This window comes from Dyella sp. LX-66, from assembly GCF_018599165.1.
Taxonomy (GTDB): Bacteria; Pseudomonadota; Gammaproteobacteria; order Xanthomonadales; family Rhodanobacteraceae; genus Dyella_D; species Dyella_D marensis.
This window is the reverse complement of the sequence record NZ_JAHFVJ010000002.1, coordinates 630,706-642,451: the sequence shown is the minus strand read 5'-3', so window position 1 is coordinate 642,451 and position 11,746 is coordinate 630,706. Positions and strand designations below refer to the sequence as shown.

General features: G+C 65.1%; 11 protein-coding genes. 7 read left to right on the top strand and 4 right to left on the bottom strand.

Features of this window, described 5'->3' with window-relative positions:
- Positions 1 to 131 precede the first annotated feature (131 nt).
- Entirely contained in the window at positions 132 to 521 is a 390-nt protein-coding gene (locus tag KK141_RS06630; protein WP_214570139.1) for a hypothetical protein, read from the bottom strand.
- A gap of 385 nt (positions 522 to 906) precedes the next feature.
- Here KK141_RS06630 and KK141_RS06625 point away from each other — a divergent pair, with 385 nt between their 5' ends.
- From KK141_RS06625 to KK141_RS06600, 6 genes are all read left to right on the top strand, one after another.
- The gene (locus KK141_RS06625) at positions 907 to 1,200 is read left to right on the top strand and encodes a hypothetical protein (RefSeq protein WP_214570140.1); all 294 of its coding nucleotides are present in this window, start codon (positions 907 to 909) and stop codon (positions 1,198 to 1,200) included.
- 18 nt (positions 1,201 to 1,218) lie between these two features.
- Positions 1,219 to 2,148 carry a DUF692 family multinuclear iron-containing protein gene (locus tag KK141_RS06620; RefSeq protein WP_214570141.1) on the top strand — a complete coding sequence of 310 codons (930 nt, stop codon included), beginning with the start codon at positions 1,219 to 1,221 and terminating at the stop codon, positions 2,146 to 2,148.
- Positions 2,109 to 2,729, top strand: coding sequence for a hypothetical protein (locus KK141_RS06615; RefSeq protein ID WP_214570142.1), 621 nt, complete (start codon positions 2,109 to 2,111; stop codon positions 2,727 to 2,729). The genes KK141_RS06620 and KK141_RS06615 overlap by 40 nt, the downstream gene beginning before the upstream one ends.
- A gap of 44 nt (positions 2,730 to 2,773) precedes the next feature.
- Complete coding sequence (locus KK141_RS06610) at positions 2,774 to 3,532, top strand: AraC family transcriptional regulator (RefSeq protein WP_214570143.1); 759 nt, start codon at positions 2,774 to 2,776, stop codon at positions 3,530 to 3,532.
- 84 nt (positions 3,533 to 3,616) lie between these two features.
- Positions 3,617 to 5,080, top strand: a complete 1,464-nt coding sequence (locus KK141_RS06605; RefSeq protein WP_214570144.1) for a S41 family peptidase — start codon at positions 3,617 to 3,619, stop codon at positions 5,078 to 5,080.
- Positions 5,081 to 5,118: 38 nt separating this feature from the next.
- Positions 5,119 to 6,843 (top strand): hypothetical protein, encoded by a 1,725-nt coding sequence (locus tag KK141_RS06600; RefSeq protein WP_214570145.1) that lies wholly within the window; start codon positions 5,119 to 5,121, stop codon positions 6,841 to 6,843.
- Between the two features lie 356 nt (positions 6,844 to 7,199).
- On the opposite strand, the gene KK141_RS06595 is transcribed toward KK141_RS06600, so the two are convergent.
- Positions 7,200 to 7,526 carry a hypothetical protein gene (locus tag KK141_RS06595; protein ID WP_214570146.1) on the bottom strand — a complete coding sequence of 109 codons (327 nt, stop codon included), beginning with the start codon at positions 7,524 to 7,526 and terminating at the stop codon, positions 7,200 to 7,202.
- Between the two features lie 62 nt (positions 7,527 to 7,588).
- Positions 7,589 to 9,004 carry an MFS transporter gene (locus KK141_RS06590; protein WP_250901577.1) on the bottom strand — a complete coding sequence of 472 codons (1,416 nt, stop codon included), beginning with the start codon at positions 9,002 to 9,004 and terminating at the stop codon, positions 7,589 to 7,591.
- Positions 9,005 to 9,215: 211 nt separating this feature from the next.
- Here KK141_RS06590 and KK141_RS06585 point away from each other — a divergent pair, with 211 nt between their 5' ends.
- Complete coding sequence (locus KK141_RS06585) at positions 9,216 to 9,890, top strand: hypothetical protein (protein WP_214570147.1); 675 nt, start codon at positions 9,216 to 9,218, stop codon at positions 9,888 to 9,890.
- On the opposite strand, the gene KK141_RS06580 is transcribed toward KK141_RS06585, so the two are convergent.
- Positions 9,887 to 11,737, bottom strand: coding sequence for a M48 family metallopeptidase (locus KK141_RS06580; RefSeq protein ID WP_214570148.1), 1,851 nt, complete (start codon positions 11,735 to 11,737; stop codon positions 9,887 to 9,889). The genes KK141_RS06585 and KK141_RS06580 overlap by 4 nt on opposite strands.
- Between the last annotated feature and the right edge of the window lie 9 nt (positions 11,738 to 11,746).

The window sequence follows — 11,746 nt, the reverse complement described above, 5'->3', positions numbered from 1 at the left end:
ATTACATCGAGGTTTTCTACAACCGACAACGCCGACATGGACATCTGGGTGGCCTTGCGCCAATGATGTTCGAGGCGGCTAACTCAAAATCCAGCAGCTAACCGTCTACGAAAGCGGGGGCGTACCAAACTTCACTGCCAGAAGTTCTGCCAGGTCCACCCCTTGTCCGTAATGCGCAGAGGCTCCGGTGCACCTGCCGGCGCGCACTCCGCCTGCCCGCAAGCGCTGCTGATCGACAGAGCGCCCGGCAGCGTATACGCGGTAATGATCGTGCCGGGCACGATGTAATCCAGCGGCGGATTCTTGCTGCACGCCACCGACTCGGTGATGGTGTAAGCCGTATGGATGTTTCCAGCATGGTAGGCCAGTGCATTGCACAGAAGAATCTGCTGGCCGACCAGTACACCATTCTCATCAAAGAACTTATTCGAAACGGTATTCTGCGATAGAGCGTGCGCCGTGCCGACAGTGCCGAACAGCGGCAAGGCGATCATGGCGAGTTTCGCTAGCGTGCTTTTCATGTAGGCGTGTCACTCAGACGCGGACAAACTCCGCCCTCGAAATGTAGTGACGAACAACCCAACTCAAGCGTGATCCGATGGACAGTCGGCATGTAAAGGAAGGCCGTGAATTTTCGTAAGTGATCGCCTACAAGGGAGCTCCGCAGCTTCCGGGCAGGAAGCCGGCCATCGGCCCGCGTCTGCCCCACGCGTACAAGGCGTTCCACCTGCCCCATGCATCAAACCAGCCATGCATCACTTATGCGCGATCATCCAATACCGGCAGCACCTGTCAGCCTTCCCCTACGACGCACGCACGAAGGCCGCATAGCACCACTGATGGATGCGGCCCCGCTTTCGCCAGGCGCACAGTAGCCGCCGCTCCGCCCTCGCGGAGCCACTACCGATGAATCTGGAGAACGTCATGTCCAACCAACGCGCTGCCGAGTTCCGGCTCGAACACACCAATGGCCAGCCGGTGCTCAAGCTGTACCTGCCGAAGGGCGCCTCGTTTGCCGAGGCGTCCAAGTACGAAAAGCTGCGCCAGGAAATCATCCGCGGCCTGACCGGGTGCCCGGCCTGCACCTCGGGTGTCCCGTACCACATCTCGGATGACCCGGTGATCCTGGTCGCGTCCGAAGCCGCCCACGTCGTCGAACGCGCCAACGCGCAGATCGGCGCGCGGACCGCAGCCGCCTGATCCGACGGTTACCGCCACATGTTCAAGCGTCACTCGATCGGCGTCGGGGTGTTGTTCAACCCGTCTCTCGCGCATTTCGTCGAGCACTGCTCCGACGCCGTCGATTTCTATTCGGTGATTCCCGAGCGCTTCTGGAACGACCACGGCCGCGGCGCCAGCGAGCGCTTCGTGCCGCTGCCCAACGAGATCGATCTGCTCGATCGCATCGCGGCGAAGAAACCCGTGGTGGCGCACGGCGTCGGGCTGTCCATTGCCAGCGCGTCGTTGTTCGATCTGGACTACGTCCACCAGCTCAAGGACTGGCAGGCGCGCTACGGCTTCGCCTGGATCAGCGAGCACCTGGCCGCGGTGCGCATCGCGCAGGCGGCCGGCAGCGATCACCATGCGGGTCTCGCCCTGCCCTTGCCGTGGGACGAGGAATTGCTCGACCTGCTCTGCACGCGCATCCAGCAAGCGCAGGATGTGCTTGGGCAGCCCATGCTGTTCGAGAACGGCGTGGAATATACGCCCGTGCCGTTTTCGGAAATGAGCGAGCCGGCCTTCCTCAATGCACTGGTCGCGCGCACCGGCTGCGGCGTGCTGCTGGACCTGCACAATCTGCACGTGAACGCGAAGAACCTGGGCCGCTCGCCCGTCGACTTTATCGACTCGCTGAATCTGAACGCGGTGCAGGAGATCCATATCGCCGGCGGCTCGACCATGCACGGCATCTACCTGGATTCGCACTCCGGACCATGCCCGCCGGAAGTATTCGAGCTGCTGGCCCTGGTAGCGCCACGCTGCCCGAATCTGCGCGGCGTGACGTTCGAATTCCTCGAATCGTATTTCCCCCTGATGGGCGACCACGGCGTACTCGCGCAGATCGCACTTGCGCGCCAGGCGCTGCAACCCTCCGCGAGCACCGTGCCATGTCCCTTGCCGAGTTCCAGCGTGCACTTGGCGATCTGATCGCCTCGCCGCTGCACAGCGCCGAGGTCGCCGCGCAACCGCAGCGGGCGTTGCACGACTACGCCTTGACGCAGCGCGAACGGCGGCGCCTATGGGTCATGGCGCGCAGCTCCGGCATGCGCATGAACTGCACGCTCTATCGCATCAATCGCATCATCCCCATTCATTCCGTCTTGCCGCGCACCTGCCGCCGCTTGGGCGAGGTTCTTGGCGGCGTGCTCGACGCCTATTTCGCCGACGAGCCGGAAAGCACCCTGCAATACCTGCTCGAAGCCCATCGCTTCGCGCACTGGCTGCTCGCCCACCCGCCAGCGATTCATTGGCCGGTGGATGCCTTGCGCGATCTGCTCACCTTCGAACTGGCCTGCCATCACGTGATGAGCGCGCCGCGCCAGCCGCCCGAAGAGAGCGAGGACGATCCGCGCCTGTGCCTGGTCACGCTGCACCACGACATCGGCAGCCTGCTCGGCGACCAGGCCTCCGCACCCACGCTGCTGCCCGATCCCGTGACGCTGCTGCTGGATGCGCGCGGGGATACGCTCAGCGTGATGCCGGTGGATGCAGCGCTCGCGTCTCAGTAGGATCTCCGTGGGCGAGCCCAACCCGGCTTGCAGCGAGACAAGCCATGCACCCTTCTGCCGCCACCGCCCACGCCAGAATCTCGCGCTACAGCTCCACCCCCATGGCCGTCCACAGCCACGCCACACCCAGCCTTACCCTGGTATTGAACGGCCGCTACGAGGAAACCATCCGCGGCCGCTCCGCCTGGCACGGCGCGGGCGCGTTGCTGTTCTATCCGCCGGGCGAACCGCATGCGCAGTTGTTCGCTCCGGGCGGTGCGGTGAAGCTGAGCCTTGCGCCCGCGGCAGCCATGCTGGAATACCTGACGGAGCGCCTGCCGCTGGCCGAAGCCCCCGTCGCCACCGCGCCGGAACTGGTACGCCTGGGCCAGCGCATGGCCCAGGAACTCCGCCTCGCCGACGCGCATTCGCCAGCCGCACTGGAAGGCCTCTCCTGGGAACTCGTCGCCCTGTTCGGCCGCCATGCCGGGCACCGCAGCACGCAGGACACCGCCAGCGTCGCCAGGGCGCGCGAATGCATCGCCGCCCATCTGGATCAGCCGTTATCGATCGCACGACTGGCCGCGCTCTGCGGCATCCACCCCGCACGCCTGGCCCGCGCCTTTCGCCGCGAGCTGGGCCTGGGGCCGGGCGAGTACCAGCGCCGGCTGCGGCTGGAGCAGGCGCTGCGTCTGGTCAGCGAGACCGAGGCGCCGCTCGGCGAGGTCGCGCTGGCCTGCGGCTTCTGCGACCAGTCGCATCTGTCCCGGGCGTTCAAGGCGGCCTATGGCTGCGCACCGACTGCGTTGCGGCGTTGTTCGTAGCATCCCAATCGTCGCGGCGATCCAAGACGGCGGCGGCACCCGCGGCCTAAGCTCCGCGGCGGAACCGAACGCAGGGTGGCAACGATGATCCCCTTACTGAGCGCAGCGCTGATGGCTACCGCCCTGGCGAGCACGCCCGCGCCTTACGACGCCGGCGCCTGGCGCGCCGACTTCGCGCAGCTGAAGACGGCGCTGCAGGCGCGCTACGTCAACCTGGCCTGGATGGGGTCGTACGAGAGCGGCATCGACGTGCCCTCCCTCGCCCACCGCACCGAGCTCGCCCTCGACGCGGCCCATAGCGACGCCGAGGCGCGCGATGCCTTGCGCATCTTCGTCGCGGGCTTCCACGACGGCCATCTCTCCGAGCTGGCCACCCAGTTGCCAGCGCAAGCCAAGGCGCCGGAACCGGAAAAGGCGACGCTCGATCCGGACGATCCCACGTCAGGCTGCGCCGCCATGGGCAACGCCTCGACCGCCAGCGTCGCCTTCAGCCAGCCGTTCGAAAGCCTGCCCGGCGTGCGCTTGCTGGGCGACGGGCAGAGCAGCGTGTTCCGCATCGGCATGGCCGACGTCGACGGCCGGCGCATCGGCCTGGTCCGCCTGCAGGTGTTCCGCGCGCGCGGCTTCCCGCAAGCCTGTCTGCGCGCATGGGCGCAGGCACGCCAGGCGGCGACGCCGATCACCCGCGCCGCCATCGGCGAAGCGGCGCGCTATCTATGGCTGAAGGAACTGGCCGAGCAACTGAAAGCACTGCGCAGCGCGGGCGCGCAGGCGGTGATCGTCGACGTCGGCAACAACGGCGGCGGCGACGACAGCGGCGATTGGATTCCGCGGCTGTTCGGCACGCGGCCGATCGCTTCGTCGCGCCTGCTGCTGGTGGATGCGCCCGAGGGCATGGGTTATCTCGACGAAGAGATCGACGGCCTGACCGAAGCACTGGAGGCCAAGCCCGGCGCCAGGGCCAAGGCGGATCTGGAAAAAGCGCTGGCCTCGTTCAAGGCGCGCAAGGCCAGCCTCGGCACGGCGCCGTGCGATCTCTCCTGGGTGTGGCAGCAGCGCCGTGCATGGCGCGATGTCGCCTGCCGCCGCGTCATCGACGCGGGTTACGCCGACGGCCCGCTGCCCGGCCTGCCGGCGCATGCCTATGGCGACGAGAAAACCGAGCAGGCCTTGGCCTGGTCGACCATCGTGCAGGACCTCTACGGCGCCTGGCCTGGCCCCGCTTATGTACTCACCGACGGCAAGACCTATTCCTCGGCCGAAATGTTTACGGCCACGATGAAGGACAACGGCGCGGCGAAAACCATCGGCGCGCGTACCGGCGGCGATGGCTGCGGTTTTATGGGCGATATTCCGCCCTTGGTGCTTACGCATTCGCGCCTGCGCTTCCGTGTGCCGAACTGCATGCGCCTGCGTGCGGATGGCAGCGACGAGGTGGCGGGCATCGCGCCGGATCTGCCCATCGCCCCCACCGAAGGCGAAAGCGACCGCGCCCGTGCGGCGCGCCTGCTGCGGACGGTGGCGGCGGAACTGGAGCCGGGCCGGTAGCAGCTGTAGCCTTCGGTTTTTCCCTCGGCAGTACCGGCATGCGCTCCGTTCAAAACGTCCCGCTTTTTTACCCCGTGGTTTTCCTGGGCCTGGCAGCGTCTTCGATCGCCAGCTCGTTCGCCGCGACGCCTGCCGCCAAGCCGCCCGCATCGCTCGACATCACGCTGTCGACCACGCAGGCCACCGGCGGCAGCGCCGACGGTATCGCCGTCAGCTATGCCTACACGCCGGCCACGCCCGCCGCCGCGCCAGTGACGCTGCAACTGGACACGCTGGAACCCGGGCTCGAACGCAGCACGGACCAGGTCGCGGACCTTGTCCTCGCCGACGACCATGGCGCGCTTCCCACCGGCCCCGCGGTGGTGCGCAAGGACGGACCGCGAAGCTTTCAGACCTGGACGACCACGCGCGCCGCGGCGGGTGTGGTGCATGTGTCCTACCGCATGCATGTCGCGCCCAGCCAGCCGAAGAAGCGCGGCCCGCAGGTCGATCTGCAGGCGGCGGGCGGCGGCATCTCCGGCGGCTACGTCGGCGTGCTGGCCTTGCCCGATACCGCCGGCGCCAGCTTCAAAACCCGCGTGCACTGGAAGCTCGCGCCGGGCGCCATGGGGGTGAGCTCCTACGGCGAAGGCGATTACACGGGCACCTTCACCGCCGACAAGCTCCTGGAGACGCTGTTTCTGGCGGGGCCCGTCAAAACCTTCCGGCCGCAGGGCCAGGCGAAGGATGCGGGGCTTCAGATCTACGGCCTGGGCGTGACGCAGGAGCAGGTGCAGACGGCGGGTGGCTGGGCGGCCAAGGCTTACGCCGCGGAACTCAAAGCGTTCAAGCTCGAAGGCAACCGCGCGTATCGCTACATGATCCGCTCCTTCGGCGGCGTGGCGAACCCCAGCGGCCGCGCCGCCGAGCACTCCTTCATGCTCTACGTGCCGCCGGGCCAGAGCCCCGACACCACGGAACTGCATTACACGGTGGCGCACGAAATGGTGCACAGCCTCGCGCGCAATCTGGAAAAAGACGACATCGAAGGCGACTGGTACACCGAAGGCCTGGCCAACTACATCGCGCTGACCGTACCCGACGCGGCCGGGCTGTACACGCCGGCCGAATATCTGGCGCTGGTCAGCGGCCAGAGCGCCGGCTATTACACCAACGCGAAACGCTCGCTGCCCAATAGCGCTTTCCCCGCCACCGTGTGGTCGGGCCGCAATGCGTGGATGCTTCCGTACAACCGCGGCACCCTGTATCTGGCCGACCTGGACGCGAAGCTCAAGGCGCACGGCGCCGGTGTCAGCGTGCTCGATCTGTCCAATGAGATGAGTGCGCGGATGAATGCCGGTGCGCCGGAAGATCACAACACCTGGCTGGCGGTGCTTTCCAAGCGGGTTGGCTCCTGGGCGGTGCAGGACTGGAACGACATGATGGGCGGGAAGCTCATCGTCCCCGCGGACGGCGCGTTCGGGCCGTGCATGCATGCCACGAAGGAAGATGTGCGTATTTTCGATCTCGGCTTTGCGTCGCCGGTGCGGTTGACGGCGGGGGCGAGTATCGGTGGGTTGGTCAAAGGGTCGTCGGCGGAGCGCGCGGGGCTGCGCGATGGTGATGTGCTACAGGAGGGTGTCGATATCAATCCTGTGGCTGAGAGCCTCGACAAAGCGGTGGTGATGCAGGTCACTCGTGGGGGGAAGGCGGAGACGATCAGCTTTGATCCGCGCGGTGGTTCGCAGCCGGGGGTGAGGTGGAGTTCGTCGTGTGTGCGGTGAGGGCTTGGGATTTGCGGTGTTGAGCGGGTGCTTAATGCGCTCGAAGAAGACACGCCGGTGATGTGAATAGCGGCGTCCCACCGCCGTCATTCCGGCGCAGGCCGGAATCCAGTAGCGGGGCGCTGTATGGAGCGTGTCGCTCCAAGATGTCGCTTTTGAATGTCCTCGCGACAATCGAACGTTATCGTTACTGGATTCCGGCCTACGCTGGAATGACGAAGTTAGGATGCGCCCCGCTACTGGATTCCGGCCTGCGCCGGAATGACGAAGTTAGGATGCGCCCCGCTACTGGATTCCGGCCTGCGCCGGAATGACGGTGTCGGGGCGCTCATGCATCACTGACGCATCCATCCGCTTCAATCGCCGAAAGCCACAAGCCCCAAGCCTTCGCTCACCGCTCTTTCAAGGATGCCGCGCATCGTTGCAAGCGCAGCGGATGCCTGCCCATCGCCTTCCCGTTCGTCGGCATTCGCCACGACGATCTCCAGCAAACTCACCACCTGCGCCGCGGTCAGCAGCGAATCTTCGAAATACCGGAAGCGAATATCCGCCTGCCCGCTCCTGTCGATAAGCAGCGCCACCGAACGATGTGCCTCAACATCGATGGAACCCGCAAACTCCAACTCACCCGGGTCTTCCGGCATGACCGTGATCGAAGCATCCGCGTAGTAGATATCCAGCATGCTGCCAGTCCAGTAAGGGCTAGGTCCCGGTCAAAAGATTACCGGCGAACGCAGAGAGAAACTCAATGCGAAATACTCTCCAGCGACTTGCCCAGCGTACGCGGCCCCATCGAGCCGATGGCCAGGATCACAAGCGCCATGGCCCCGGAGATAAAAACGAACACGCCAGTCACGCCGAATTCCTTAAGCATGAACGCGATGACAAACGAACTGAACACCGCCGACAGGCGGCTCCACGAATAGACGAAGCCGACCGCGCGTGCACGGATCGCGGTGGGGTAAAGCTCCTGCTGATATGCGTGGTAAGTGAACGAGATAATGTTGTTTCCCAAGGTCAGCAGCACGCCCAGGGCCACGATCTCCCCCGGCGACGTCGCCTGGCTGAAAAGCAGGCCGCTCAGGATATTCAGTGCGGCCATGCCGATAATCACGTGCTTGCGTTCCAAGCGATCGGCGATCCAATAACCGAGCAGCGGCCCTATCGGGGCCGCCAGGCCGATGACGGTGGTGTACAGCAAACTTTGCGTCACCGTGATGCCCTGCTTCACGAGCAAGGTAGGCACCCAGTTCGCGAATCCGAAGAAACCCACCGTCTGGAAAATATGGAAGACGATAAGCATCGCCGTGCGCTTGCGGTACGGCGGCTTCCACATATCCAGGAATCCCGCCCTCCGCGTCACCGGTTCAACCGGGCCCGGCTCGGGTAAAGGCCATCCGTACTGAAGCGCCACCTTCGCTTCAAGGCCAGAGAGAATCTCGCCGGCTTCCGCCACCCGCCCTTTGCTGACCAGCCAGCGCGGACTTTCAGGCAGGTTCCGCCGGAAGTACCAGACAAACAGCGCGCTCACGCCGCCCAGCAGCACCACCCATCGCCAGCCATCGAATCCCCATGGCGCGATGGGCACGAGCAGATAAGAAAGATAGGCCACGACCGGCACCGCGGAGAAACCCACCGTCTGGCAGACGGCGAAGGCCCTGCCGCGAAGATGCTTCGGCGCGAGTTCCGACATATACGTGCCGATGGTGATCAGCTCGACGCCGATCCCCATACCCGATACGAAGCGCCAGACATTGACGCCGACAGCGGTGTGCTGGAAAGCCATCAAGGTGTTCGCGGCCACGTACCACAGCAGGGACCAGGTAAAGATGGCCCTGCGGCCGAAGCGGTCGGCCAGAAAACCGCAGGCGATGGTTCCGACAAACAGGCCGCTGAACAGTGCAGCCATGAAACTCGCGACACCTGCTGTGCCGAACAGGCCCGGGGTCGTCGGCGTCAGGATGCCGCTCTTCACCAGCCCCGGCGCGACATAGCCCGTAAAAAGCAGATCGTAGAGTTCGAAGAAGAACCCGAGACTCAGCAGCAGGATCAATTTCCACACGGCCCGCGTGGCGGGAAGCCGGTCCAGGCGCGCCGAAATGGCCGCGGCAGCCGCCGCCGATGCCTCCCGGTGTCCATGGCTCATCGCGTCATCACCCATAAAACATCACCCACGCTCCGCTTTACGAAAAGCAAGTAAGTGCCTCATTCTTCCGGCAGCTCATCAGAATTTCTCAACTATCGCACCGTGTGCACGGGCCCAGGGGCTCGCCGGCTTGTCCTTTGGGGCCAGCCCCTCACGGCGCCTACCGCCGTCACACTAAGATGCTATCTGACGATCACCCATCGCCCTCCGAAGGACCGGACCGATCATGACCGCACTCTCAGCCATCCTCTATTTCCTTACCGAGCATCCGTTCTGGTCCTGGCCCGTGCTGATGCTCGTCGGCATCGTGCTGTCCCACTGGCTGGCCAGGTGGACGGGCAAGCCGGGCTGGTATGGGCTGATCCTGGCGTTCTTCATCTATGGCGTGATCAATGTTTTCGTCGCGCATATCTTCAATGCGCTGTTCCTGCAGGCGTTCGGCGTCGAAGGAACGGCGGTGATCACCCATGCCGAGGAAACCAGTTCCACCCTCAACGACCAGAATGTCTGGGAGTTCGATGGCGTGCTGAAAACGGCGGATGGTCAGGACGTGGTGGTGAAGTTCGACACCATGTCCGCCACCATCTACCCCATTACCAACGCGATCATGATCCCGCCGCAGGGCGAGATATTCGTGGTGAGGTATATCCCGGGGTTTCCGCGCAACTTTGTCGTCATGCGCGAGCAGTCGAGCTACGGGAAAAGATATCAGCTCGCCGAAGATCGAGAACCCGTCGAAAAAGCCGCCGCGCAATTTGCCGTGAGCCCTGGGAACAAGGCGTTTATCGCGGAATATCGCAGCGCCCTGGCCACCTTTATCGAGAAGCATCGCCACGACGCGGACCCTGGCCTGATCATGGATTATCAGGCGAGGCTCGATGCACTGCCGTCCGCGAATTAGGTAGCGGTGGCAGCCAGGGCGATCCGGCTGGCCGGGTTGCAATAAGCGCCCGGCGCATCGCGGGGGCCGAGCATTCTGACCTCCACCGGCAGATGTAGCCGCGGCACCAGCTTCAGCAGCAGGCGTTCGCAGGCGGAGCGCTGCATGTCCTTCTCGCCGGTGAGCGAACCCACGGCGCGCAGCAGCGGCGAATCGAACGCCTGCACAAACAATATCCAGGGTGTTTGCTCGTCGTCCTCCGCCGTTGCTTGCCGGCATAGCCAGAGCGCGCGGGCGTGGACCAAGACCGGCGCCAGCTGGCGGCACAGCAAGCCGATTTCGGCGGCATCCAGGCCATGCGGCTGCGGGGCTTCCGACGGGCCGTCATCCGCGTCCTGCCATAAGGTATCGGCTGTGATGCGTTCCTGTTCCGCGCGAACATCGTCGCCCGCACGCAGGCAGAGTTCGGAAAGCCGGCGGTGCACCTGATGGCGCGAGCGCCATGGACCGTCGGCCATCGACGTCCATATCGCGATGGCCCCAACAAGATCGCCCCGCTCCGCCAGCCGATCACCCTGCATCGCCAGCAGGCGCGGATGCTCGGGATCGACCTCCAATCCGCGGCGCACGAAATCGTCCTGGATGGATGGGTCTTCCTCGAACGCGCGGGCGAGCCAGGCCAGGCGGCTCCAGTCGGAAGCGTCGAATACCTGGCTTTGTTCGCGCTGAAGCAGATCGCGATAGAACGCGGCCTTGTCGAGATGGCGCGTCGTAGCCGCCGCCCAATCGGACTGCGCGTTCTGTTGCCAACGGTGATCGAGCCACTCGGCTATCCCGGTTGCCGCATCGCCAAGCCATGCGTCTGCAGCCGAGCGGTCCGGATGATGCCAAGGCAATGCCGGCAGGCCGCGCAACGGATCCACCCCCGTGGAGGCGACGCGTTCGGCAAACGCCGGATGCGTATCGTCCGGCGACGTCTTGTGACACAGCAGCTCGTGCACCCACACCGTCGCTTCGGCGCTATCGCGCGGCCTGGCATCTGCATCACTCGACAGAAGGCGCTCGAACGGCCGCACCGCTTCGATATCGTCTTTCCCTGCCCGACTAAAGAGATCCGGCCAGAACCTGCCCGCCAAGGCCTTCTCGCGCAATGCCAAGGCCACCTCGGCCTCGCACGCCGTAAGCGAACCACAGACCGCCACCGCAAGCGCATCCGCCACCTGCTCGCAGCGCCGCGAAAACGCCAGCGTCTCGCGCAGCATCCGCGGCACATACCACGCCAGGAACAGCCGCAGCGGTGCGGTCACCAGCCGGTGATTGCGCTCATGCAGGCTTTCCAGCGCCTGCCAGCGCAGGCGCGCCCGATAAACCCAGCGCGCCAGCCGCCCGTGGCTGCGCGAGATATGCGCGTACTCATGGACGAGGACCGCCGCGCACTGAGCCGGCGACAACAACGCCAGCAGAGGCAGGCCGACGATCAGCACATGCCTGGACCGGCCGGTCTGGTAGATCGCGGCATTCAAGCGCCCGTCGATATAGATCTCGTCGAACGCCGGCGCATCGCACGCGGCTTGCAGCCGTTTCAGCTCGGCGAATAGTGCCGGCGCTTTGTCTTCCTCAAGCAGAACGCCTTGCGCGGCCGGCGCCGGCAAGGCAACCACGCAGGCCCGCAAGACCGCCACGCCATAAACCACCCAGGACAGCACCGGCAGCGCGAGCAGCAGCAACACCAGCGGCGAACGGACGATATGCGCCAGCCACCACGGAGAAAGCACCAGCGCGCCACCTGCAACGAACAGCAGCAGGTCGCCCAGCAGCAACCAGTTGCACGCCCGCCATCGCCCGTCGCGCTGCGGCATCCGATCCATGGTCCGCTC

Bases quoted from the DNA above. Each gene is read 5' to 3' on its own strand.
- KK141_RS06630 (WP_214570139.1), bottom strand. From the start codon at position 521: ATGAAAAGCACGCTAGCGAAACTCGCCATGATCGCCTTGCCGCTGTTC.
- KK141_RS06625 (WP_214570140.1), top strand. From the start codon at position 907: ATGAATCTGGAGAACGTCATGTCCAACCAACGCGCTGCCGAGTTCCGG.
- KK141_RS06620 (WP_214570141.1), top strand. From the start codon at position 1,219: ATGTTCAAGCGTCACTCGATCGGCGTCGGGGTGTTGTTCAACCCGTCT.
- KK141_RS06615 (WP_214570142.1), top strand. From the start codon at position 2,109: ATGTCCCTTGCCGAGTTCCAGCGTGCACTTGGCGATCTGATCGCCTCG.
- KK141_RS06610 (WP_214570143.1), top strand. From the start codon at position 2,774: ATGCACCCTTCTGCCGCCACCGCCCACGCCAGAATCTCGCGCTACAGC.
- KK141_RS06605 (WP_214570144.1), top strand. From the start codon at position 3,617: ATGATCCCCTTACTGAGCGCAGCGCTGATGGCTACCGCCCTGGCGAGC.
- KK141_RS06600 (WP_214570145.1), top strand. From the start codon at position 5,119: ATGCGCTCCGTTCAAAACGTCCCGCTTTTTTACCCCGTGGTTTTCCTG.
- KK141_RS06595 (WP_214570146.1), bottom strand. From the start codon at position 7,526: ATGCTGGATATCTACTACGCGGATGCTTCGATCACGGTCATGCCGGAA.
- KK141_RS06590 (WP_250901577.1), bottom strand. From the start codon at position 9,004: ATGGGTGATGACGCGATGAGCCATGGACACCGGGAGGCATCGGCGGCG.
- KK141_RS06585 (WP_214570147.1), top strand. From the start codon at position 9,216: ATGACCGCACTCTCAGCCATCCTCTATTTCCTTACCGAGCATCCGTTC.
- KK141_RS06580 (WP_214570148.1), bottom strand. From the start codon at position 11,737: ATGGATCGGATGCCGCAGCGCGACGGGCGATGGCGGGCGTGCAACTGG.